This is a genomic window from Urechidicola vernalis (assembly GCF_031846385.1).
In the GTDB taxonomy this organism is placed as follows: Bacteria; Bacteroidota; Bacteroidia; order Flavobacteriales; family Flavobacteriaceae; genus Urechidicola; species Urechidicola vernalis.
The window spans coordinates 71,619-95,854 of sequence record NZ_JAVRHV010000001.1; the positions used below are offsets into that span (position 1 = coordinate 71,619).

Annotated in this window: 19 protein-coding genes and 1 pseudogene; 6 read left to right on the plus strand and 14 right to left on the minus strand. The window is 32.6% G+C overall.

What is annotated here, in order from left to right; translation table 11 throughout:
* Nucleotides 1–18 precede the first annotated feature (18 nt).
* A complete protein-coding gene (locus RM519_RS00320; protein ID WP_311591460.1) occupies nt 19–1,395 on the minus strand; it encodes a TlpA family protein disulfide reductase in 1,377 nt (458 codons plus the stop codon).
* 192 nt (nt 1,396–1,587) lie between these two features.
* Between RM519_RS00320 and RM519_RS00325 the strand changes: the two genes are divergently transcribed.
* Entirely contained in the window at nt 1,588–3,213 is a 1,626-nt protein-coding gene (locus tag RM519_RS00325; RefSeq protein WP_311591461.1) for an ABC-F family ATP-binding cassette domain-containing protein, read from the plus strand.
* A 30-nt stretch (nt 3,214–3,243) separates the two neighbouring features.
* Here RM519_RS00325 and RM519_RS00330 read toward each other — a convergent pair whose 3' ends face one another.
* The 4 genes from RM519_RS00330 to RM519_RS00345 are packed head-to-tail and all read right to left on the minus strand — an operon-like array spanning nt 3,244 to nt 6,412.
* On the minus strand, nt 3,244–3,714 hold the full coding sequence (locus RM519_RS00330) for a sensor of ECF-type sigma factor (RefSeq protein WP_311591463.1): 471 nt from the start codon (nt 3,712–3,714) through the stop codon (nt 3,244–3,246).
* A 10-nt stretch (nt 3,715–3,724) separates the two neighbouring features.
* The gene (locus tag RM519_RS00335) at nt 3,725–4,324 is read right to left on the minus strand and encodes a hypothetical protein (protein WP_311591464.1); all 600 of its coding nucleotides are present in this window, start codon (nt 4,322–4,324) and stop codon (nt 3,725–3,727) included.
* Between the two features lie 33 nt (nt 4,325–4,357).
* Entirely contained in the window at nt 4,358–4,900 is a 543-nt protein-coding gene (locus tag RM519_RS00340; protein WP_311591465.1) for an RNA polymerase sigma factor, read from the minus strand.
* A 57-nt stretch (nt 4,901–4,957) separates the two neighbouring features.
* A complete protein-coding gene (locus RM519_RS00345; protein ID WP_311591466.1) occupies nt 4,958–6,412 on the minus strand; it encodes a TonB-dependent receptor in 1,455 nt (484 codons plus the stop codon).
* 90 nt (nt 6,413–6,502) lie between these two features.
* Here RM519_RS00345 and RM519_RS00350 point away from each other — a divergent pair, with 90 nt between their 5' ends.
* Complete coding sequence (locus RM519_RS00350; RefSeq protein WP_311592539.1) at nt 6,503–7,264, plus strand: MBL fold metallo-hydrolase; 762 nt, start codon at nt 6,503–6,505, stop codon at nt 7,262–7,264.
* Between the two features lie 23 nt (nt 7,265–7,287).
* Here RM519_RS00350 and RM519_RS00355 read toward each other — a convergent pair whose 3' ends face one another.
* The 8 genes and pseudogenes from RM519_RS00355 to RM519_RS14005 all read right to left on the minus strand — a co-directional run bounded on the left by RM519_RS00355 (nt 7,288) and on the right by RM519_RS14005 (nt 18,004).
* On the minus strand, nt 7,288–7,941 hold the full coding sequence (locus RM519_RS00355) for an alpha/beta hydrolase (protein WP_311591467.1): 654 nt from the start codon (nt 7,939–7,941) through the stop codon (nt 7,288–7,290).
* 10 nt (nt 7,942–7,951) lie between these two features.
* Entirely contained in the window at nt 7,952–8,275 is a 324-nt protein-coding gene (locus tag RM519_RS00360) for a DUF4870 domain-containing protein (RefSeq protein ID WP_311591469.1), read from the minus strand.
* Nucleotides 8,276–8,280: 5 nt separating this feature from the next.
* Entirely contained in the window at nt 8,281–9,540 is a 1,260-nt protein-coding gene (locus tag RM519_RS00365) for a dihydroorotase (RefSeq protein WP_311591470.1), read from the minus strand.
* Nucleotides 9,537–11,492, minus strand: coding sequence for a BatA domain-containing protein (locus tag RM519_RS00370; protein ID WP_311591471.1), 1,956 nt, complete (start codon nt 11,490–11,492; stop codon nt 9,537–9,539). The genes RM519_RS00365 and RM519_RS00370 overlap by 4 nt, the downstream gene beginning before the upstream one ends.
* 43 nt (nt 11,493–11,535) lie before the next feature.
* The gene (locus RM519_RS00375; RefSeq protein WP_311591472.1) at nt 11,536–12,270 is read right to left on the minus strand and encodes a 5'-methylthioadenosine/adenosylhomocysteine nucleosidase; all 735 of its coding nucleotides are present in this window, start codon (nt 12,268–12,270) and stop codon (nt 11,536–11,538) included.
* 10 nt (nt 12,271–12,280) lie between these two features.
* Nucleotides 12,281–12,940, minus strand: a complete 660-nt coding sequence (locus tag RM519_RS00380; protein WP_311591473.1) for an ABC transporter ATP-binding protein — start codon at nt 12,938–12,940, stop codon at nt 12,281–12,283.
* Nucleotides 12,941–13,000: 60 nt separating this feature from the next.
* On the minus strand, nt 13,001–15,439 hold the full coding sequence (locus tag RM519_RS00385; RefSeq protein ID WP_311591474.1) for a DUF5916 domain-containing protein: 2,439 nt from the start codon (nt 15,437–15,439) through the stop codon (nt 13,001–13,003).
* 145 nt (nt 15,440–15,584) lie between these two features.
* Nucleotides 15,585–18,004 (minus strand): annotated as a pseudogene (locus RM519_RS14005) (DUF5916 domain-containing protein).
* Between the two features lie 196 nt (nt 18,005–18,200).
* On the opposite strand from RM519_RS14005, the gene sucC reads away from it, so the two are divergent.
* The gene (gene sucC, locus RM519_RS00400; RefSeq protein ID WP_311591476.1) at nt 18,201–19,394 is read left to right on the plus strand and encodes an ADP-forming succinate--CoA ligase subunit beta; all 1,194 of its coding nucleotides are present in this window, start codon (nt 18,201–18,203) and stop codon (nt 19,392–19,394) included.
* Nucleotides 19,395–19,465: 71 nt separating this feature from the next.
* On the opposite strand, the gene RM519_RS00405 is transcribed toward sucC, so the two are convergent.
* Entirely contained in the window at nt 19,466–20,533 is a 1,068-nt protein-coding gene (locus tag RM519_RS00405) for a hypothetical protein (protein ID WP_311591477.1), read from the minus strand.
* Between the two features lie 181 nt (nt 20,534–20,714).
* On the opposite strand from RM519_RS00405, the gene RM519_RS00410 reads away from it, so the two are divergent.
* The 3 genes from RM519_RS00410 to RM519_RS00420 are packed head-to-tail and all read left to right on the plus strand — an operon-like array spanning nt 20,715 to nt 24,176.
* On the plus strand, nt 20,715–21,107 hold the full coding sequence (locus RM519_RS00410; RefSeq protein ID WP_311591478.1) for a tellurite resistance TerB family protein: 393 nt from the start codon (nt 20,715–20,717) through the stop codon (nt 21,105–21,107).
* 11 nt (nt 21,108–21,118) lie between these two features.
* Nucleotides 21,119–23,557, plus strand: a complete 2,439-nt coding sequence (priA, locus tag RM519_RS00415) for a replication restart helicase PriA (protein WP_311592541.1) — start codon at nt 21,119–21,121, stop codon at nt 23,555–23,557.
* A gap of 10 nt (nt 23,558–23,567) precedes the next feature.
* Nucleotides 23,568–24,176: a LysE family transporter gene (locus RM519_RS00420; RefSeq protein ID WP_311591479.1), complete on the plus strand. Its 609-nt coding sequence runs from the start codon at nt 23,568–23,570 to the stop codon at nt 24,174–24,176.
* The last annotated feature ends 60 nt before the right edge of the window (nt 24,177–24,236 follow it).

Sequence of the window (24,236 nt, forward strand, 5' to 3'; positions counted from 1 at the left end):
TAAACAACTTGATTATTTTTATTGAGAATTTAGTTTTTTTATCTGCTTTGCTAAGTATGGAGATGATAAATACGTAAAACTATTAGAGACAACTCCTTTTTTATCAATTAGAATTGTTCTTGGTTCTGAACTTTTAACAAAATTATGAGCTGTACTAGTTTCTGTTAAGAAGTATTGATTGCCAATTTTATGATCAACTACTTTACTATAAGGCGAAGGATTTAAATTAATTCCTATAAAGTGGATATTAGGAAATTCCTTTTCTAAATATTTTACACGTTTAATTAACATGTTTGGACTTATAATTTCTGGAGACCAAAAATAAACAACAGCCTCCTTGTTTTTAATCAATTTCTTGATGTTTAGTATATTGTTTTTGTTGTCTGTTACTTCGAAATTATCTAAACTAGTATTGTGTGTAATTTTATTACAATCATCAATAAGAACATTTACCTTATCTATATATTCTTTATCGGTACAATTTTCCATAAAAATCTCTAACCCTATAGGGTCTACAGAGCAAGACTGACTACTTCTTCTAAAATCGTTGTACAATGCATGATACATTAACATATCTCTAGTTGGTTCAAAAGAAATATGTTCAATAATAACATCTAGCCTATTTTTTAATGTGATACGTCTATTGTCAGAATCAGTTAATGCTAAACCATATAAATAATTGTTTACATAATTATAAAAAGGAGCGTAGGATGCTAAATCTTCACTATTTAAATCAACCTTTTTTCTATAATCGAAATATGTATTAGAAAGTGCTAATTTATCCTCTACTTTATGAGGATTATCAAATTTCCAAGAATATTTTTCTTTCCTTAGATATAAGGGGTAGTTAATCGCTACTTCGGCTAATTCGTCAAATTTCTTGCTAATATGAACTCCAGATTCCTTAAGTTGCTCATATAAGAAGTTATTTAATGACTCTGCTTGCGCAATCTTTTCTTCAAATTGTTTGCTTTCTAATTTATAATAAGGACCAAACATATGTTCATCCTTTTCATTTTGTAGGTACAAAGAAATTAGAAAATTATTTTTTTCAGATCCGCGTCCACTAAAAACCAAAGATTCATCGAAATCCCAAGTATTTAATCGTATCAAAAGACTGTCTTTTGGTTCAATGTAAACATATTGAAATTCTATCGCATGTTTAAACCCATATAAGCCTTCTTTATCAACTATTATTTCCGCAAGAAAGGTATTGTCTTTATCTAGGTAAAAAGTATCTATGGCAACCTCATTTTTTGTTAAAGTCACGAATTTTTGACGCGGATTTACAATTTGTCCGCCAAAATATGTGGCTTCACAAACTTCGCTGGCGCTACTACAGCTTAAGAGTGTAATAAGAACACAGGTAATCGCTATGAGGTTTTTGTAGTGCATTTAGTAAATTGTAATGTTGTTTAACATACAAAAATACAATTTAGTCGATGTCATGGTGTTAAACAGATGTTAAAAATATACAAATGAATTTAAATGAGAATTCGATGTGAAAGTATACAAATGAGAGTCAATGGAGTCTTAAAAAAGTGGTAATTTTTTGTACTTTTGCAAAAATTTAATAAAATATTTAATATGCTATCGGTTTCAAATTTATCCGTACAATTCGGGAAGAGAATTTTGTTTGATGAAGTGAACACTAAGTTTACTCAAGGGAATTGTTATGGAGTTATTGGTGCCAATGGTGCTGGTAAATCTACTTTTCTAAAAATTATTTCAGGGCAACAAGAGGCTACATCTGGAAGTATTCATTTAGAGCCTGGGCGTAGAATGTCTGTACTGTCTCAAGATCACTTTGCGTTTGACGAGTTTCCTGTTCTTGAAACGGTAATGATGGGTAATAAGCCATTATTCGATTTAAAAAAGGAATTAGATGCTGTTTATGCCAAGCCAGATTTTTCTGATGAAGATGGTATAAAAGCAGGAGAGCTTGGTGAGAAGTTTGAAGAAATGGGGGGATGGACTGCTGAAAGCGATGCAGCTACCATGTTATCATCTTTAGGAATAAAAGACGATATGCATTATACTTTAATGGGAGACTTGGATGGTAAATCTAAGGTGAGAGTCCTGTTATCACAAGCATTATTCGGTTCTCCAGATGTTTTGATTATGGATGAGCCTACCAACGACTTGGATTTTGAAACGATTGGTTGGTTAGAGAATTTCTTGGCAAACTATGACAATACCGTAATAGTTGTTTCACATGATAGACACTTTTTAGATGCGGTATGTACACATATATCTGATATTGATTTTGGTAAAATCAATCACTATAGTGGAAATTACTCGTTTTGGTATGAAAGTAGTCAGTTAGCGGCTAAGCAAAGAGCACAGCAAAACAAAAAAGCGGAGGATAAAAAGAAGGAATTAGAAGAGTTTATCCGTCGTTTTTCTGCGAATGTTGCGAAGAGTAAACAGGCAACTAGCCGTAAAAAAATGATTGAAAAATTAAATGTTGCAGATATTAAGCCATCGAGTAGAAGGTATCCAGCCATTATTTTTGAAAGAGATAGAGAGGCTGGAGATCAGATTTTAAATGTTGAAGGATTGTCCAAATCATTAGATGGTGAAGTTTTATTTAATGATATCCATTTTAATCTAAATAAAGGAGATAAGGTAATTCTATTATCAAAAGACTCTAGGGCTATAACTGCATTTTACGAAGTTTTAAATGGTAATTTAAAGGCGGATAATGGCAAGTTTTCTTGGGGAGTTACAACTACACAGTCGTACTTACCTTTAGAAAACGCAGAATTTTTCCAGAATGCCGAATTAGACTTGGTAGACTGGTTAAGACAATATGCAACTACTGAAGAGGAGCGAGAAGAGGTCTTTTTACGTGGATTCTTAGGTAAAATGATTTTCAGTGGTGAAGAGGCTTTGAAAAAATGTAATGTATTATCAGGAGGGGAAAAAGTACGTTGTATGCTTTCTAGAATGATGATGACCAGAGCAAATGTTTTAATGTTAGACGAACCAACGAATCATCTAGACTTAGAGTCAATTCAGGCGATTAATAATTCCTTGAAAAACTTTAAAGGAACGGTGTTATTATCTACACATGATCATGAATTTGCTCAAACTGTAGGGACAAGAATCATTGAGTTAACGCCAAAAGGAGTTATAGACAGATTAGCTACATTCGATGAGTATTTGGAAGATCCAAAAATAAAAGAAATGAGACAGAAGATGTATTCATAAATAAAAAAGGGAAGCATTTGCTTCCCTTTTTTATTTCTTTTCTTTTGCCGCTGCGGCCTCTCGCCGTTTTCTGTATTGTTCAAGAATTTTACGATTAAAATCACCTTCTGCTTTATGCAGTTTTAATAATTTTTTGGCAGGTAATATGTCTTCTAATTTGCTAAACATTAAAGCTTGTTCTTTTTGCATTTCAGAATCTTGTTTTAATAATTTATCTAAAATCACTTGTGCTTCTTCATTGCTCATAGCATTCAGTTTTTCCGGATTATTTAAATCTCCCCTTAATTTTCGATTAACACTATGCCTAATTTTATGAATATTATCATAGTGCAAATTGTAGATAGGCCAAAATTTTTCGGCTTCATCTGTTGTTAATTCTAAGGTCTCCGTTATGTAGCCAATTTTAAGCGATTTAAATTTACTCATCTTCTTTTCTTGAGCAAATGAAGATACGCCAACAGAAAAAGTGAGTACTAAAATGAAGAGGGTCTTAAATTTCATGTTCGTTTATTTAATCAGTTAAAATTAGTGATTCTATGTTTACATTGTCCAAATAATCTAAAAGATCATCTTCGTTATAAGAATCATAAATATCATAGTTGTCTGGGTTCAAATCCTCGTAAAGTGTTGCAACTTCATAACTATTAACTTCCATTTCTCCTTCTGAAATCCAATTTTCAATTTCGGTAGAACTCAAGGAAGAAAAATCTAAATTACTTGAACTAGTGAATATTTGTAAAGTAAACAACAGGGCTAAACTAGCAGCAATAGCCACACTTGCAATCCACTTTCGTTTAGAAGTGTTTAGTTCTATTACCTTAGGTTCTTTGTTTAATTTTTCAAATACGTTGGATTCTAAAGTATCAAAATACCCATTTGGAACTGAATTGTTCTCTTGATCAATTCTGTCAATAACAGTATCTTCAATAGTTGTAAAATAAGAAGATGGTGTGTTAAATGAATTTGTTTTATTAAATCTTGCAAGAATTTTTGTCTCATTAAAATTGGAATCGAAAGAATTTATATAATCGACAGGAGTGCTAAAGCCTTTGTCAAGACTTTTTAACTCATATAGTACTGGAGCGATATTTTTAAATTCTTTTTTCTTCATCTTAATACTTAGACCTTTATATTGTAAAACGGTTTAATTTGAGGTAACAAATTTTTCAATTTTTTTTACTGCATGAAAATAAGAGGCTTTTAAAGCTCCAATACTTGTGTCTAAAATTTCTGATATTTCTGAGTATTTCATTTCATCAAAATACTTCATGTTAAATACGAGTTGTTGTTTTTGTGGCAGCGTGGCAATTGCTTTTTGTAGTAAAATTTGAATTTCAGATCCATTGTAAAAGGAGTCAGCATGTAATGAATCTGCAAGTTGTTGCTGATATTCTGTAATATCTACTGCTTTTTGTTTTGCACGTTTATTAATAAAGGTAATGGATTCATTGGTTGCAATTCTATACATCCAAGAATAGATTTTACTATCTTCTTTAAAATTGTCAATATTTCGATAAACTTTCACAAAGGTGTTCTGTAAAACGTCGTCTGCATCGTCATGAGAGATTACAATTTTTCGAATATGCCAATATAAGCGCTCTTTATAAAGCGACATTAAAGAACGAAAAGCACTTTCTTGAGTGCTTTTGTTTTTTAGTGCTTGTATTAATTCTTGTTCTTCCAACAAAATTCTTGATTAGTTTTTGTTTTAGACGAAAAAAAATACAGAAAGTTTAATCTAGCTTTATTTTTTCGTTAAAAATTTTCTCTTAGAATACCCAAATAAACGCTCGTCTTTAATGATTTCAGAAATTCCTTCAGGAAGCATTTTTTCCCAACCTTCAACCCCGTTCTTAATCATTTCAAACACTTTTCTAGAGAATATATCTAAGATTTCTGGATCGTAATTATCTATATCTACAACTTTACCATTGTATTTAAAGAATTTATACAATTCCTTCATTCTAGGATGAACTTTTAAGGTTTCACTTGTAATGGTATCTCCTGTTTCGGCATCTTTTAATGGGTATAAATAAATCTTTAAGTCTTTAAAGAATAATTTTCCGAAAGCTTCTAATATGCCACCACTTAAATTTCTATAGTATTTTTCATCAAAAATTTGAACTAAGTTATATACGCCCATGGCAAGCCCCATACGTTTTTTAGTAAATTCAGAGAAGTATTCTACCAATTTGTAATATTCAGAGAAGTCTGATATCATTACGTATTGTCCAAGAGAACAGAGTAATTCTGCACGGTCTAAGAAATCACGTTCGTTAATTTCACCTTCTGCTGAAAGATTACTAAGCGTAATTTCAAATATTATTTTTGTGTTTTTTTCGTCTACACTTTTCTCAGCATAAAAGAGTTCAGTAGCACGCTCGAAAATATCCATATTTACCTTAGTTACAGGTCTAAAACTACCTCTAAGAGTTAGGATATTCTTCTTGTAAAGTTGTTGTGCAGGTAATAAATTGTTTCCGTCTGGACCAAACATTACGGCATTTGTCATGCCGTTTTTTACCAGTTGTAAACTCATTAATCTATTGTCTACATAAGCAAATCGAGGTCCAGAGAAATTAATCATATCAATTTCTATCTGATCTTTATCCAAATTATCATAGAGAGATTTTAATAAATCCTTCGGAGTGTCATGCAGATAAAAACCACCATATACAAGGTTTACACCAAGTGTACCAAGGGTTTCTTGTTGTAGTTTAGCATCATTTTCTTTAAATCGAATGTGCAAAATTATTTCATTGTAATCCTCTAGAGGATCTAATTGAAATTTAACACCTACCCATCCGTGACCTTTAAATTTCTTAGCGAAATCAATTGTCGCAACAGTATTTGCATAAGAAAAGAATAAAGTGTTTTGGTATTTTTTTCGACTTAAACGGTCTTCCATTAAGTGAATCTCGTGCGTCAACATTCTTTTTAAACGAGATTCGGTAACATACCTTTGATCATCTTCAATACCATATATGGCATCAGAAAAGTCTTTGTCATAAGCACTCATTGCTTTCGCAATTGTTCCAGAAGCGCCACCTGCCCTAAAAAAGTTACGAACAGTTTCTTGGCCCGCGCCAATCTCAGCAAACGTTCCGTAAATATTGTCGTTTAAATTAACCCTTAAGGCCTTTCTTTTCGAAGAAGGAGCACTGTCTATTTTTTTATCACCTTTAGAAACTGAAGACATAGTATGTAAAGTTTTATTTCTTGTACAAAAGTAACAATTTCCTATATTTGAGATTGTATTTATTCGTTAAAATTGAAGAAAAAGTCAAAAATTAAAATCACATTTTTAGGAACGGGAACTTCTCAAGGAATTCCTATTATTGGCAGTACGCATCCAGTTTGTTTATCAATAGATAAGAGAGATAAAAGATTGCGAGTTTCGGTATTGTTAGAATGGGATGAAAATTGTTTTGTGATAGATTGCGGTCCAGATTTTCGTTATCAGATGTTACGGGCCCAAGTTTCTAACTTGGATGGAGTTCTTTTTACACATGAACATGCAGACCACGTAGCTGGTTTAGATGACATAAGGCCTTTTGTGTTTAAAATAGGAGCAATGCCAATTTTTGGTATTAAAAGGGTTTTAGACGACTTGAAACGGCGGTTTGCGTACATATTTGAAACAAAGAATCGGTATCCCGGAGCACCAAAAGTCGTTGTTAATGAAATTGACTTATCTCCGTTTGAAATAGGAAATAAAACAGTTATACCAATTGAAGTGATGCATGGTAAACTACCAGTTTGTGGTTATAGGATTGAAAATTTCGCTTATTTAACCGATGTAAAAACAATTTCAGAGAATGAAAAGGATAAACTGAAAGGGTTAGTTGTATTGGTTTTAAGTGCTCTTAGAATTGAACCACATTATTCACATTTAAACCTTGAAGAGGCGCTGCAATTAATTGATGAACTAAAGCCTCAGAAAGCATATTTATCACATATTAGTCATAAATTAGGATTTCATGCGGAGGTTGAAAAACAATTGCCTAAAAATGTTTTCTTGGCTTATGATGAGTTAGAGATAGAGGTCTAAGAATCATAAAATTAATTTGACGTTTAGATTCTATCTTCGATCCACTTTTTAAAATCGTAAAAATTTTGCGGAGCAACACCATGCCCCACCATGTACTCTTTGTAGGTGTTTTTTATACTTAATTCATTTAAGTAGGGTGTCGCGTTTTGAGCCCATTCTACAGGGATCACTTGATCTACAGTTCCATGTGAACAGAAAAAATCTAATTTAGTAAAGTTGTTTATTCTATGCCCTGATTCTAAAAGATCTAGATTTATATATCCACTTAATGCAATGATATGCTGTACTTTTTCGGGATAGTTTAACCCTATGGCGTAACTCAATATAGTACCTTGGCTAAAGCCTAGTAAAAAAGTGTTTTCGATTCCAACTTGGTATTCTTCTTTTACTTCATCAATAAAAGTGGAAATTTTCGAAATTGATTCCTTCGCTTCATCTGTATCAGAAAACTTGCCATTATTCATATCAAAATGTATGGTGTACCAAGCGTAAGATCCTGGGTTCATGGTCATAGGTGCCCGAGCACTAACAATGAATAAATCTTCAGGTAATTCTGAGGCAAAAGAAAATAAATCTTGTTCATTACTGCCATATCCATGTAGTAAGATTAACAATGGTGTTTTGTCTGTTTTGTTTTTAGCAGAGCGAACAACATGTTCTAGTGATAAATTTTTCATGAATTTTTTCTTAGATATTTCTAAACCATTCTTGAAATTTTTCACCTAAGAAAGGAACTTCTTTCTCTTCTCCTTTAATAGCACCAAGAATTCCAATTACCCACAATACAAACCAACCTAAAAATAGAATACTACCAAAAACAGGGACTCCATATTTGGTGAAAATACTTATAACGAATAATACAATTGATAACCCAATTGATTGTCTTATATGAAAAGAAGTAAAATAATTTCTTTTGCTTTGGTTCATAATAAATGCTATGATCAACCCAACCCACCATAAATAACTTAGAATTGCAGCGGTTTTCCCTTCATTTACAGAATTATTATTCATACTTTTTATGGCTTTAGTATTAGTTGATTATTGGCAATAATTCCATAGGCTTTCCCTATCATTTTTTTACCATTAAATATTGTGTTTTTGGAGGTGGAGCTTATCTCGGATTCTGAAAACGTATATTGATCCTTAGGTGTAAAAAGAGTCAAGTCCGCTGGCTCACCTTCTTGTATTGAATAATTTTGAAGTCCAAATCTAGATTTTGGATTTATCGTAAGGCAATCGATAAAAAGGTTTAAATCTATTGCGCCGTTTACTGCTCCAAACAAACTTTCTAGTCCAACTGTTCCAGATTTTGCATTGTTAAATTCAACTTTTTTATGCTCAATATCAATTGGGTTATGATCACTTGTAATCATATCAATCGTTCCATTTTCCAATCCTTTAATCAATGCTTTTATATCTTTTTTGGTACGTAATGGAGGTGATACTTTTGTATTACCATTGAATCCATGAAGTTCTTCATCTGTCAGTCTTAGATGATGAGCACTAACGCTACATGTAACATCTAGTCCTTTCGCTTTTGCATCTTTAATTAAAGAAACTGATTTAGCAGTAGAAATTGTAGGGATATGCAATTTTCCACCGGAATATTCAAGTAAAAACAAATCACGAACAATCTGCAACTCTTCTGCCAGGGCAGGAAGTCCCTTTAGGCCTAATAGCGTACTATTCTCTCCTTCATTGGCTAATCCATCTCTAGCAATGGAGTTGTCTTGAGGAAAGCTTAAGATAAGACCATTAAAGTTTTGTGCATATTGTAGAGCAACCTTTAAAAGATTAGCATTAGATATAGATCTCTTGTAGTCTCCGAAAGCGATTGCTCCAGAAGTTTGCATATCGAATAGTTCAGCAAGGTCATTACCCTCTCCATTCATAGTTAAATTGCCGATTGGATGTAAGTTAACCGCGTTGTTGCTTGATTTGTTTTTAAGGAACTCTACAGTTGCTTTGTTGTCTATTTTCGGGTTGGTATTGGGGTTTACTGCAACGGATGTAAATCCACTGTATGCCGCAGTTCTTAAACCATTATTAATAGTTTCTCTCTCTTCATAGCCAGGTTCTCCAAAAGACACACTGCTGTCAAACCAACCAGAAGAAATATGCATATTTTCTAATTCAATTACCTTAATATTTTTTTCAGCATTAATAGACGAATCTATTTTAGTAATTACTCCGTTTTCAATTAGTAAGTCTCTGGTTTTACCATTAAGTGGATTGTTGGACTGAACAATAGTGGCGGATTTAAGAAGCACATTCATACTTTAAAATATTTTAGAATACATATTTCTAACAGCAAAAATAGTATAGATAGTGTCAAAAACCATCTAAAAAGTGATTTGATTTCTTGCTGTTCTTTAAGATTGGTAAATGTTTGTTTGATTGAGTTTGAAACCTTAACCGAAGAATTGTCTTTAAGAATTTCGTTAATATCAGTAAAATCTAATTTACTCTCCTTTCGACTATAATTAAAAGCGATGGTTTTTATTATATCATTTCCATTTTTGATTTTGTAGAATCCAGGTGTGGAAGGGGTGTTCTTTGTCTGTATTCTCACTTTATTAGAAAGAACTTGTTGTAAGGGTATAAATTCTTCATTTACTCCCTGTATTTTTAAAATTCTATCTTTCTGAAGGGAAACAGCGATATCTATATATGAATCGTTTCCAATGGTATACGTTAATTCTGAGCCCGTGAAACTATATTTTCCAAAGTTGTAAAAAATAGGTACAATAAGAGGTGAGGACTGAAGGTTTGATGAATTCCGATTTAATGGTGTATTGAACCAGTAGGTCGCGCCTATTGTTGAATTTACTCGTGATAAAAAGAAATTTCCGTTCTCAAGTTTAATAATAGGATTTTCATTAAAGAAATTCGAGTTAATCTGCTTGTTACTATAAGGATATTGGAAATTTGTAAATTCATTCTCAAAAACGCCAGAAAATATAGGATGATCGAACATTAATTGATTTATTTCTAAAAGATCGTCATCTATACTGTTAATTTTTCCAATTTTTAATCGGTTAAAAAATGAGTTGTACGTAACTAATTCCGAATCTCTGGATGGAATTATAACAATTGAACCACCATTTTCCGAAAATTCTGAAAGGACAGCGGATAAATTTTCCGGAATTTTTATCAATTCATTTAAAATAATTAGGTGTTGATTTTTAATCAGATCAAAATTCAATTCATTCAAGTTTTGATGCCTATAATTGAACTCGTTTTTAGTATAAATTTTCACTAGAAAATCATCTTTATTTCCTAATGATAAAACATCTATTTTTTTTGGATTATTAAGAGTGAAAAAGAATGAATTATCAAATGCCAAATATTCATCTTCTAATCGAAGAGTTCCTTCGAAATAAGTAGCGCTTGGAATTTCAAAATCAACTTTAGATTCCGTATTATTATCGAATAGGGCGGTAGTTTTTCCTATTAGTTTTTCTTCGTTGAATAATGAAATGGAGATGTTCTTACTGATTGAGTTGTTACTTTTTATTACCGCCGAAAGTGCAACTTCTGTTGTTGTTTTCTTTAAAACGTAAACACTGTCTATATAAATATTATTTTGACCATTAAAAGCGGTATTTATAAAGGAAATATTAGAGTTTACATTTGTAACATTAGAATTTTTAAAATTCTTATTATTCTGAAAATCAGTTATTAACACAATGTTATTCAAAGTGTTAGTATTACTCGATTTTAGTTGATCAATTTTGAGTTCAATAGCTTTAAATGATAAATCATTTACAGAATAATCAAGGTTTATAAGGATGTTTTTTAGATCGTTTGGTTTTATCTTTTTATAAGATTGATCATTTGTAAAAAAAGAAACATCACCAGAAAGTGGTAAAATTTCAATAATTTCTTGAGCCTTGTTTTTTAATATTTCTTGTTGGTTGTATTTATAACTTAAACTTTTAGAATTGTCTAAATAAATGATTGTATGTGTGTTTTTTTGAGTATCAATTTGTGAGAAATATGGTTGAGAAAAAGCAAAGATTATGGATGCAAAAAGAAGCATGCGAGTTGTTAGAATTAACCACTTTTTTAAGCGTGAACTTTTACGTGTTTCTAGTGCTATTTTTTTTAGAAATTTAACGTTTGTAAATGGAACTTTTACAAAGCGTTGTAATTGGAATAAATGAACAATAATTGGAATAATTAAAAGCAGTAAAGCGTATAAAATTTCAGGGTGCTTAAATTGCATTGTTCAAAATAGAATTTCTCAAAAATAGAAAAAATAAACTCACTTAAGCAAAATAGTATTCTAAAATTCCTAAGATGTAGTTGCTCGCGATTGTATTTGCGAATCGAGAAAAATCTATATGAGCATTATCATTCGCTTTATCTGAAATTACACGGATAATTGAAAAAGGAATTGAGTACTCATAGCATACTTGCGCTACTGCAGCACCTTCCATTTCAACACAAACTGCCGTTGGTAGATTTAAATTTAAGGATTTTATTTTTTCCATGCTAGAGATAAATTGATCTCCACTCGCAATATCTCCTATGACTGATTTTGGGTAAGATATGTTAAAGTTAATGCGTTCTTCTTTTAGAATATATGTATCGTAATTATTTAAGAAAAAGGAAACTGCATGGTTCAGTTTGTCGTTATTGGTTGTAGATACTGATTTTAAATTAAGAATAGGTATATGAAATTGTTGGTAAAAAGGTCTGGCGTCAACATCGTATTGAAACAATTCTTTTCCAATGACTACATCACCAATATTTAATTGTTGGTCTATACCACCAGCAACTCCAGTAAAAATAAGTTCCTCTAGATCAAAATCGTTTATAAGTTGTGTTGTTGTAGCGGCAGCGGCTACTTTTCCCCATCTAGAAAAAACAATTACAACAGGTTTGTTGTAAAGCATGCCAGTATAGTAAGTACGCATTCCCTTTTCTACGGTATTGCAATTTTGAAGTGCGTCTAGCAAACTTTGCACTTCTTCTTGCATGGCACTTATAATCCCTATCATAATTCTGTGATTAAATTATTTTACCGTCCTTCATTACCAATTTACGGTCTGCCATTTCAGCTAATGCTTGGTTGTGCGTTACAATTACAAATGTTTGGTCGAATGTATCTCTTAATTCAAAAAAGAGTTTGTGAAGGCTTTCTGCAGATTCCGAATCTAAATTACCACTAGGTTCATCTGCGAAAATAACAGCAGGTTTATTAATAAGTGCTCTAGCTACAGCAATACGTTGCTGTTCTCCGCCAGAAAGTTCATTGGGTTTATGATGTATTCTGTCTTTCAACCCAAGGAATTCTAGTAGTTTCTTTGCTTCAGGTTCTATTTCTTTAGAATTTTTATTTCCAATATAGGCTGGAATACAAACATTTTCTAATGCCGTGAACTCAGGCAGTAATTGATGAAATTGGAAAATAAATCCAATATGCTCGTTTCTAAAATTGGATAAATTCTTATCCTTTAATGATAACGTACTTTTTGAATTTATAAAGAGACTTGTTTTCTCACTAGAACTGGGCTTGTCTAATGTGCCTAGTATTTGAAGAAGTGTTGTTTTACCCGCTCCCGAAGGACCTACAATTGCAACAACTTCTCCTTTTTTAATATGTAAATCTACACCTTTTAAAACTTCGAGTTCTCCGTAAAACTTATGAATATTTTCCGCTTTTATCATACTTCAAAAGTAATCGGAATTAATGCTAATTCCAAAAAGTTATTTTAGTAGAAAAATGCCTTAGGCTTTCTTCTTAAACCAAGTTTTTGCGTTGTTATAATCGATATAATAAATTAGCTTTAAGGAGATGTTATGTCCAATTTCTTGGCTGAATAATTCATCTAAATTCTCTCCAAAATCTAAATAAGATTGATCATTATAATCAAAAATGCTATTTCTATATAGACCTATTAACTGACTTCCAGGTGCAAATTCCCACACGTAGCTCAAGTCTAAATTCCAAACATTATAATTGATATCGCTATTCTCATCGTATGGATGAGGGTCTAGTAATCCGGAATTATTTAAACTATAGAACTGCTCATCGTAACGGACTGTAGACCAATAATGCCTGAAGGCTAATGCCATTGTAGATTTTCTATTAAAACTTAAATTGCTAGTTAAAACGTTTTCAATAGTCTTTTTGTCTCGGTTTCCGAAAATAATTGTTTCGTCATCTAATTCTGTAACACGTCCTTTTTCATTTAAAGTTTTTCCAAGATTTAATTCGTATATCATATTAAATTTATCGGTAAACCTGTATCTAGGAGAGATGCTTACTTCATATTCTTCAAAATGATCATCGTATCTTTTTGCAAAATTAGGTCTAATATCATATGCGAATTTCTTTCTGTAATCTGAAGATACCATTACGCCAGCCTGAAATCCTCCATTCTGTCTAAAATAAACACTTGGGTCTGAAGAACGCGCTTCTCTAAAATCATATTCATCTCCGAGTAGGGTCGTAAAATCAGCGCCAAAGGCAAATCTATCTATCGTAACAAAGAATGATTCAAATTCAATGTCTGCGGAAGAAAATTCATGAGGGTTGTGCTGGTATTTAATTCCTGGATTTATACTAAATCGATAAGAGTTAAATGCGTTCGTGGGTTCAAAAATTTCATATGAAAGGTCAGCCCAATAGCGTTGCGTGTTATTTTCTCTTAAAAACCCTAAATCGCTTATGTCGTATTTTTCATCAACCATCCAAGCACCAACACCGTATTGTACGTTTCCAGAGTTTTTATCAAAATTTAAAAATGTACTCATTCCTGTTGTGAGCTCATCAAATTCATTTACATTACTTAGTTTAAAATTACCCCTAACTTTGTAAAGATTGTTTTTATCGGCAAGATCAAATGTAAGACCAGTAACATTGGCATCTCTAAAATCACCTTCTCTAAAGGTATTTGTATTGATTAAACTAACTGAAGAATTTCGGTTGAATTGTTGGTCTAAAACCATGACATTGTAATTTGTAAGAGATTCTGTCATGAATTTTCTAGATTCATTGGTGATAGTGTCAGTTATTCTAGCATAAGTTCTTTCAGTAATAGCATTAAAGAACCCAATTCCTAGCCCTTTTTTAGTTCTACCAGAGACCTTAACAGCGTTTAGCATTTTAACAGTGCTAGGGTTTTCTATAACTTCTTCATTTTCCTCCAAATCATCTTCGGCCTCAGAATATTTTGTAGGTCGGTTTCCAATTCGTCGAGAATAAAATAAACTACCTTTATTGAATAATTCGGTGCCTTCTGTAAAGAAGGTTCTTCTTTCTTCAAAACGTTGTTCAAATGGTCCAAGATTTAATTCTTGATTATCAAACGCAGTTTGGCCAAAATCTGGAATAAGAGTAGCATCTAATGTAAACGTTTCATCCAGACCATATTTTAAGTCCATACCTATACTAGAAATAGATGATGTCTCACCATCGTAAAAATTAACAGCCCCAGCCGCGTAAGGATAAAATTCTATTCTTGTTGGCGGTTTTATGTTTTCAATACCTTTAATTTCCCCGGCGTATTGAGGGTAATTTCCTTTGGTTCTATCAATAAAGTTCCAAGAATATGATTCGTTTTGCTTTTTGAAATTCCTTAAAATATTTAATCCCCATGTTTGCACTTCATCATTAGAAAATCTAAGGGCAGCATAAGGTATTTTCATCTCTACAATCCATCCATCATCAACTACAGAAACATCGCTATACCAAACGGTACTCCAGCTCATGTCTTTTCTTCTTGAATTACCAGAATTACTCGATTTAGAATCAGCCTGAACTCCAGTGCTCATTACAATAAATTCGGTATCATTTTGCCCATCATTGTTTGGGTTAAAATTGACTTGTAAATAATCTACTTGCCCAATTTCATCTCTATTCCCAAATTGCATAGGTATCTCACTTGGTGCATCATCAAATAAATACGCACCGATATAAATTGCTTTATCATCATAAACAATTTTAACCGTTGTCTTTCTGTTTTCAGGTTCAGGGATACCAGAAGAAGGCTCAAACATCATGAAATCTTTTGCTGGCTCAACATTTAGCCAAGCTGCGTCATCAAGTTTTCCATCTATTTTTGGTGCGTTTTTTACACGTTGAGCGTTGGTGCTTTTCTTTGCGTTTTGGCTATATAAAACGCTCGTTAAAAGCAAGATGCATAGTAGTGGGATATTCTTCATTAAGCCTCGTAACTCTTTAATTATCAATCGTCGCGAATTTATTAAGCGAATGTTAAAAAACTCTTAAAAAAATGTTAATTAAGATGAAGGACCTCAAAGGTTAGATAAATGAATAATTGCTGTTTTAGAAGTAAATTGGTTATGGTTATGACGCTTTCTTTTTAAACCAGTATTTCGCGTTATTATAATCTATATAATAGATGAATTTCACAGAAATATTATGTCCTAGAGCATTGTTAAATAGATTTTCTAAATTTTCATTAAAATCTAAAGTTGATTGATTGTCGGCGTTAAATATATTGTTTCTATAAAGTGTAATTAATTGGCTACCTGGAGCAAACTCCCAAGAATAACTCAAATCTAAATTCTAAGCATTGTAATTTATGTTGTGATCGTCAAAATAAGGGTTTTCCGTTAAGGTTCCGTTATCTTCCAATTGGTAAAATTGATCGTCGTAAGTTACGGGAGACCAATAATGTCTGAAACTAAGGGCAAGGGAAGATTTCGTGTTAAAACTATGTCTTGCAGATATTTCATTAGTAATACTTTTCCGATCTCTATTTCCAAAAATAATCGTACCATCACTGAGTTCTGTCACATATCCTCTATCGTTATTTGCTTTAAAAAGTTCCAATTCATATTCTAACGAAAACTTGTCGCTAAACCGATAACGTAATTCTGTGCCAACTTCATAAACTTTATAGGGGTCGTTGTGACGTATTCCATAAAACCCATAAACTTCTGCAGCAAGTTTTTTACTGTTATCAGTTGATATCCAACCGTTAAAGTTTAATCGAGGGGCTTCTGTAAAATATCTATCTGCTACTCGAGGTTCATAATAATCATATTGTTTCCCAATGTTCCCGTTAATATTTGTTCCAAACGAAAAGTTCTTTAGCGTAGTAGCATTAAAGTTCACGCCCATGTGATTTCCGGTATAAGCGCCATCACTATGTCTATATTGAACACGACCAAAATGAAAAAAACTATATCGGTTGAATTTTCTTGAAGGCTCAAAAATTCGATAAGAAGCATTCCAATACACGTTTTGATAATCATTAAAATACTGAAACCCTAAATCGTTAATATCATAGTTTTCATCTGCAAATTCATAACCAGCTTGATATTGCCAATTTCCTGCTTCATCGCCAAAACTAGTATCGAACCAATATCCATCTGTGTTTTCTCCATTTTCTCGAATGTTACTAGCTTTGAATCCGCCATTTATATTGTAGATGTTTTTTTGTCGTTTATATCCCACATTAATGCTGTAGCATTGGCATCTCTCACACTTCCATCTCTAATTACGTTGGTGTTTATTAAAGAGATATAAGAGTTTTTATTGAATTGTTGGTCCAAAACAATAACGTTGTAATTTGCAATTGGTTCGGTAACAACTTTGGTAATTTCATCTGTTGTTAAGTCTTTAATTTTTGCTTCGGTTTTTTCAGTAATGGCATTAAAAAAACCTATTCCTAAACCGCCTTCCGTTCGGCCAGAAACCTTAACGGCATTCAACATGTTAACCTTATCTGGGTTCTCTATTAACTCTTCATTAGGGCCTAAGGAATCTTCGTCAAAATAATTTATCGGTAAATTACCGATTCTTCTGGTGTAGAAAAGATCTCCTTTTGTAAATAATTCAACGCCCTCTGTAAAAAATGGACGTTGTTCTTGATATTGCTGTTCAAAAGGACCTAAATTTAAAACTACGTCATCAAATCCTGTTTGCCCAAAATCAGGTATTAAAGTAGCGTCCAACGTAAAACTTTCACTTATTCCGTATTTAACATCCAATCCAAAACTTTTATCAAAAGTATCTTCGCCATCGTACGAATCATAGGTAGCCGAAGCATACGGGGAAAAACTAAGTCTCGTTGGAGGATTTATGTTTTCAATACCTGTTAAAAGACCTGAATACTGACCTATGTTCCCAACACTTCTATCTATAAAATTCCATGTATATTGATCTCTGTTATTTGCAAATCGACGATGAAAGTTCAATCCCCAAGTTTGTACTTCTTTGTTTGAAAAACGTAATGCTGAATAAGGTATTTTTACTTCTGCAATCCAACCATCTTCAACAACTTTAGTGCTGCTTTGCCAAACGGCGCTCCAGCTAAAGTCTTCATCTTGAGGTGTGGCCTTGGCGTCTGCTTGATTTCCGGTTACTTGTATGAAAAACTCAGTATCATTAATCTGATCATTGTTAGGATTAATCATAATTCCCAGCCAATCGGTGGTTCCAAAATTATCTCTACTTGCAAATTGACTTGGAATATTTTCAGGGTCCTCATCATACATATAGGCAGCGAAATAGATGGCCTCATCATCATATACAATTTTGACTTCAGTTCTGTTTTTATATGTTTCAGGAGTTCCAGATTCAGGCCTAAACATTACAAAGTCCTTTGCTACATCTGTATTTTGCCATGCTTCATCATCTAAAACTCCATCGATTTTAGGGGCTTTAACAACACGTTTTGAATTTATAGTTTTCTTTGCTGACTGTGAATGAGACAGGATTGTAGATAGTAATAAAATTACTAAATATAGATTTTTCATAATGGAGTAGTTAGTTCTTATTACTAATGACAAAGTTTTAAATATGTTATATTAAAACTCTTAAATAAATCATAAAGTAGTTCTCTTTAGAACTAATGACAATCGGAAAAATTAATTGTTACAATTTTAAATAAATACCTGCAATTTTATTTGGAGATTATAGTACATTTGCATTGCATTTAAAATAGCATTTAAAATGAACTTACACGAATATCAAGGAAAAGAAATTTTGAGCAGTTTTGGAGTTAGAATTCAAAGAGGAATTGTAGCCCATAATCATAAAGAAGCAGTTGATGCAGCCAAAGAATTAACCAATGAAACAGGTACAAGTTGGTACGTGGTTAAAGCACAAGTTCACGCCGGTGGACGTGGAAAAGGTGGTGGAGTGAAATTGGCTAAAAACTTACAAGAAGTAGAGTCTATTTCGAATGATATTATTGGAATGATGTTGGTAACTCCGCAAACATCAGCAGAAGGAAAAAAAGTAAATCAGGTCTTGATTTGTGAGGATGTATATTATCCGGGTGAATCAGAAACTGAAGAATATTATATGTCTGTTTTATTAAACAGAGAAACTGGTAGAAACATGATTATGTATTCTACTGAAGGAGGAATGGATATTGAAACTGTTGCGGAAGAAACTCCACACTTAATCTTTACAGAAGAAATCGATCCAAGTTTAGGTTTATTGGCTTTTCAAGCCCGAAAAATTGCCTTTAACTTAGGTTTATCTGGAGGGGCATTAAAAGAAATGGTGAAATTTGTTTCTGCTTTATATACGGCATACATCAAATCGGATTCTTCAATGTTTGAAATCAACCCAGTTTTAAAGACGTCTGATAATAAGATAATGGCTGTAGATGCTAAAGTAACTTTAGATGATAGTGCATTATACCGTCATAAAGATTATGCTGAAATGCGTGATTTACGTGAGGAAAACCCAATTGAGGTTGAAGCAAATGCAGCAGGTTTAAATTATGTTGATTTAGATGGTAATGTTGGATGTATGGTAAACGGTGCTGGTTTAGCAATGGGTACAATGGATTTAATTAAGCAATCTGGAGGAGAGCCTGCAAACTTTTTAGATGTAGGAGGTACGGCAGATGCAGAGCGCGTTGAGAAAGGATTCAGAATTATTTTAAAAGACCCAGCTGTAAAAGCAATCTTAGTGAATATTTTTGGAGGAATTGTTCGTTGTGATAGAGTAGCACAAGGTATTGTAGATGCTTATAAAAATATGGGAGATGCAATTCAAGTCCCTATTATTGTGCGTTTACAAGGAACGAATGCTATCGAGGCGAAGCAATTAATTGATGCAAGTGGTTTGCCGGTGCATTCGGTTGTAGAGTTCCAAGAAGCGGCTGATAAGGTTCAGGAAGTATTGGCTTAATTAATTAGTCAAAATTCATATAAAAAATGCCAACGATTTCGTTGGCATTTTTCGTTTAACTAAAGAGTGAATTATCTTCGAGATGTTTTTGAAACTCTCTCATTCTTGTTATTATATTTTCGCTCAGTTATTTTACTTGTTCGCTTTGACGGTGCACTTGCAACACTTCTTTTCGTACTCCTTTTTTTACCAGAAATAGATAAGTTTCGTTTCTGAACTGATTTTTGAGATGTTTGTTTCGCAACACTTCTTTTTGATGAGTATGTTCTAGAATTTTTAGAAGATTTAGTTGCCGTTGCCTTCGGATTTCTCGTGTACGAAGTGTTTCTTTTGTATTTAGATGAACTAGACTTCGAACTTCTATTAGTTTTCTTTAATGTTTTAGCATAAGATTTTCTTGACGATGGTTTTTCAATCTTCGTATTTCTAGTTGCAACACTTTTTTGTCTTCTATAATCACTGTTATTATAATTTTTATGTGATTTGTAGTGTTTCTTATGATGGTTTCTTTTTTTTAAATGACTATCATAATGAGTAGGTCTGTGTTTATAAGCATACCTTTGATCTCTGTAATAATGATATCTACGTGGATGATAATTATATCTATATGGCTTGTATCTTACAACGCTATAAGTGCTGTATGGCCTAATAAAATAGCTATGGTAAGGTTGATAAACATAATACCTGTTGTAAGGATTTATATAGCCGGTATAATGACTATAATGCCCATAATTATTATAGTGAACATATAATCCTCCAACCCTAAACAATCGCCCTGAATTATAGCGAATATTTACAGGACCTACTTGAGTAATTCTGCCATAATTATCATAATAAATAGGTGTATTTTCAACTTGAATTACAGCACCGTATTGATCGTATTGAACATAAGCGTTGTAATTGTAGCCAGCATTAAAACTGATATTTACATTCTGATTGCTGTAACTTGCATTGATACCATTAGCGAATGAATTCATATAAAAATCAAATTCACCATTCTGAAAAACAGAAAAAGTAATTCCATTTTCAATAAAAGTAATCGCCTTAGAATTATTGTAATAAACAGTTGCTTGCGCCTCAAAAGGCTTTAACGATATTGCAATAATTGCAATTGCAAAAAATAATTTGATTGTTTTCATAATTACTGGATTTAAGGGTTCGTAAAATTCAGGTTAAGATGTTATTCTTAGATTTACAAACAGCATGCCAAAAAATAATTTAAGGAATGGTTATTCTGATTTGAGAATTAAATTACCAGTTATTTTTAGAGGTAAATTTCTTTAATAATTGTAAATTTGAATAGACTTAAAATGTAAGATTATGGAAACCTCAAGCAATCATTTATATCAAAATTTAGGAAAGTTGTTTTTTGCAGTTGCGGCAGCCGACAATGAAGTTAGAGATGAAGAATTTAACGCTCTGAGCAATCTAGTTGTTTCACATTGGCGTGATTTGGATGATGTTAAAGATGATTTTGGTACGGACGCATCGTACCAAATTGAAATTGTGTTTGAGTGGCTAAAAGAGCAATTTTTAGACGCCGAAACTTGCTTTCAGCAATTTGCAGATTTTAAGAGTGATCATGAGAGTTTATTTAATTCTAAAATCAATAGAACTATTTGGCGTACGGTGTTAACTATTGCAGATTCGTTCCATGGAACCAATAAAGATGAAAGAGCCATGTTAGATAAAATTAAACAAATCCTTCACTAAGAATTCAGCCAATTCATTTTATCAACGTCATATTACCCATTCCTTTACCAAAGTTATTTACGTATAAAATAACGGAGGCCGAATCCCGATTTCTTAAAAGAGGAGTGCGTGTGGCTGTTGAGTTTGGAAAACGCAAGATGTATACAGCATTGGTGTATGAGATTCATCAAGATGCACCAAAAGGGTATGACGCTAAGGATATTCATCAAATTTTAGATGAAACTCCAATTGTAAATGAGACGCAACTAAATCATTGGCAATGGATTTCAGAGTATTATATGTGTACTTTGGGTGATGTTTTTCGTGCAGCACTGCCATCAGCGTTTTTATTAGAAAGTGAAACGGCAGTTTTAAAAAATGAGGAGTTTACAGACGAAACTGTATTGACCGATGAGGAATTCTTAATTTTTGAGGCCTTGCAACATCATTCCGAATTGAATGTAAATCAGGTGATTAATATTTTGGAAAAGAAAACGGTGTTTCCAATTCTAAAATCGATGATTGATAAGGAGGCGATTTTATTAAAAGAGCGGATTTATGAGCAGTACAAACCAAAATTGGTGAAATATGTTAGATTAAATCCGATCTATACTGATAACAAGCTAAATGATTTGTTGGAAAGTTTAAACAGGGCAAAAAAACAGCGAGACGCTGTATTGACATATTTTCAATTAAATGCTTCAAAAAAGCCAATTAAAGCGAAAGATTTAGAAACAGAATCTGGAAGTTCATCTGCAATTATTAAAGCATTAGTAACTAAAGGTATTTTTGAATTTTATTTTATCCAAAAAGACCGAATCAATTTTAAAGGAGAAACGAACAAACTGAAAACTTTGAATGAATTTCAGTCTAAAGCCCTAGAAGAGATTCAAGAATCATTTAAAAGTAAGCAAGTAACTTTATTACATGGAATTACCAGTAGCGGTAAGACTGAAATTTATGCTGAGTTAATTAAACAGCAATTAAAAAAAGGGAAGCAAGTATTGTATCTGCTGCCTGAAATAGCCTTAACAACTCAGTTAATTGATAGATTACAGGAGTATTTTGGAGAACAAGTTTCTGTTTTCCATTCTAAATACTCAATGAATGAACGCGTAGAGGTATGGAATAATGTACTTGAGAATAGATCAAAGGCACAAATAGTATTAGGCGCGCGTTCCTCTTTGTTTATGCCATTTTCAAATTTGGGATTGATCATTGTTGATGAAGAGCATGAAACGTCTTATAAGCAATTCGATCCTGCACCTAGATACCATGCAAGAGATGCTTCAATTGTGCTATCTCATTTGCATAAAGCCAAAGTGCTATTGGGTTCTGCAACACCTTCAATTGAAAGTTATCAAAATGCGAAAGAGGATAAGTACGGTTTTGTAGAATTAAAGCGTAGACATGGAAATGTGTTACTGCCCGAAATTGAACTGGTAGATATCAAAGAGAAGCATCGTAAAAAACGAATGAAGGGTCATTTTTCTGATCGCTTGTTAAAATTGATAGAAGAGGCCTTAGAGCAAAAAGAACAGATTATATTATTTCAGAACCGCAGAGGTTTTGCTCCTATTGTAGAATGTGAAACATGTGGTGTGGCTCCGCAATGCCCTAATTGCGACGTGAGTTTAACTTATCATAAATATAAAAATGAATTGCGATGCCACTATTGTGGTCATCTTCAAGCTATGCAATATAATTGTGGCGCTTGCGGTAGTGAAAAACTGAACAATAAAGGGTTTGGAACCGAGCAAATAGAGCAGGAGTTAAATGAACTGTACCCAAATGTAAATATTGGCCGAATGGATTTGGATACAACCCGAGGTAAATATGGCTACCAGAAAATTATTGGACAATTTCAAGCACAAGAAATTGATATATTAGTAGGTACGCAAATGTTATCTAAAGGATTGGACTTTAGTAATGTAACTTTGGTTGGTGTTTTAAACGCAGATAATATGCTCAATTTCCCTGATTTTAGAGCACACGAGCGTAGCTTTCAAATGTTAGTTCAAGTTTCGGGTAGGGCAGGGAGAGCGAAAAAAAGAGGAAAGGTGGCAATTCAATCCTTTAATCCATATCATCAAATCCTTCAGCAAGTTTCAATAAACGATTATGAAACAATGTTTAAAGAACAATTGCAAGAACGATGGCAGTTTAAATACCCTCCATATTATCGTATTATAAAGATTACATTGAAACATCGTGACTTCTTAAAAGTTGATTCTGGAGTTCTATGGTTAGGGAAATCATTGGCCAATATTTTTGGAGAACATGTTTTGGGACCAACGGTGCCGGGAGTTGCAAGAGTTAGGAATGAATATATCAGAACCATTGCAATTAAGATTCCGCCAAAGCAGTCATTAAAAGCAACAAAAAAAAATATAGATAGAATTAAGAATACATTTCAGGCAGTCAAAGATTTTAGACCTATAAAGTTTATAATTGATGTGGATAATTATTAATTGAGAATTAATGGAATATATAACTCATGTTTTACTCGGAATCATTAGTATTTTTATTGGGCTATTACCGCCTGGTATGTTGAATATGACTGCTGTACAATTAACAGTTGATAAAGGACAAAAAGAGAGTCAGCTATTTTCGATGGGCGCTGCATTGGTTGTTTTTATTCAAGCAGGAATCGCATTGTTTTTTGCTAAACAATTGAATAGAAACCCAAAATTGTTGGAGAATATAGAAGTGGCAGGAATTGTAGTTTTTTTTGTATTAGCGGTTTTCTTTTTTATTAAGACGCGATCAACTTTTAAATTCAAGGTAAAAAAAGAAAAAAAGAACAATTACTTCTTTCAAGGTTTTTTAATGTCAACCATGAATATGTTGGCTATTCCTTTTTTCTTGGCAGTTGGCACCTATTTAAGTTCAAATGAATTGTTGATTATGGAAAACACTTATGAGTTGTCATTTGTGTTTGGCGCAGGTGTGGGGGCTTATTTGTTATTTTTAACCTATATCGTATTTGCCAAAGTTATCATTCAACGTGCAAACTTTATCGCCAAGAATATCAACTATATTTTAAGTCTACTCTTTTTGTTCCTAGGAGTGTTGACTTGGTTGAAATAAATTGTCACAATTGGAAATGTTCTAAACTAAAAAAGCCCGTAACAAAAACATGCTACGGAC

What these genes read in the sequence shown, in the direction of transcription:
- RM519_RS00320 (WP_311591460.1), bottom strand. Translation starts at nt 1,395, where the DNA reads ATGCACTACAAAAACCTCATAGCGATTACCTGTGTTCTTATTACACTC.
- RM519_RS00325 (WP_311591461.1), top strand. Translation starts at nt 1,588, where the DNA reads ATGCTATCGGTTTCAAATTTATCCGTACAATTCGGGAAGAGAATTTTG.
- RM519_RS00330 (WP_311591463.1), bottom strand. Translation starts at nt 3,714, where the DNA reads ATGAAATTTAAGACCCTCTTCATTTTAGTACTCACTTTTTCTGTTGGC.
- RM519_RS00335 (WP_311591464.1), bottom strand. Translation starts at nt 4,324, where the DNA reads ATGAAGAAAAAAGAATTTAAAAATATCGCTCCAGTACTATATGAGTTA.
- RM519_RS00345 (WP_311591466.1), bottom strand. Translation starts at nt 6,412, where the DNA reads ATGTCTTCAGTTTCTAAAGGTGATAAAAAAATAGACAGTGCTCCTTCT.
- RM519_RS00355 (WP_311591467.1), bottom strand. Translation starts at nt 7,941, where the DNA reads ATGAAAAATTTATCACTAGAACATGTTGTTCGCTCTGCTAAAAACAAA.
- RM519_RS00360 (WP_311591469.1), bottom strand. Translation starts at nt 8,275, where the DNA reads ATGAATAATAATTCTGTAAATGAAGGGAAAACCGCTGCAATTCTAAGT.
- RM519_RS00365 (WP_311591470.1), bottom strand. Translation starts at nt 9,540, where the DNA reads ATGAATGTGCTTCTTAAATCCGCCACTATTGTTCAGTCCAACAATCCA.
- RM519_RS00370 (WP_311591471.1), bottom strand. Translation starts at nt 11,492, where the DNA reads ATGCAATTTAAGCACCCTGAAATTTTATACGCTTTACTGCTTTTAATT.
- RM519_RS00375 (WP_311591472.1), bottom strand. Translation starts at nt 12,270, where the DNA reads ATGATAGGGATTATAAGTGCCATGCAAGAAGAAGTGCAAAGTTTGCTA.
- RM519_RS00380 (WP_311591473.1), bottom strand. Translation starts at nt 12,940, where the DNA reads ATGATAAAAGCGGAAAATATTCATAAGTTTTACGGAGAACTCGAAGTT.
- RM519_RS00385 (WP_311591474.1), bottom strand. Translation starts at nt 15,439, where the DNA reads ATGAAGAATATCCCACTACTATGCATCTTGCTTTTAACGAGCGTTTTA.
- sucC (WP_311591476.1), top strand. Translation starts at nt 18,201, where the DNA reads ATGAACTTACACGAATATCAAGGAAAAGAAATTTTGAGCAGTTTTGGA.
- RM519_RS00405 (WP_311591477.1), bottom strand. Translation starts at nt 20,533, where the DNA reads ATGAAAACAATCAAATTATTTTTTGCAATTGCAATTATTGCAATATCG.
- RM519_RS00410 (WP_311591478.1), top strand. Translation starts at nt 20,715, where the DNA reads ATGGAAACCTCAAGCAATCATTTATATCAAAATTTAGGAAAGTTGTTT.
- RM519_RS00420 (WP_311591479.1), top strand. Translation starts at nt 23,568, where the DNA reads ATGGAATATATAACTCATGTTTTACTCGGAATCATTAGTATTTTTATT.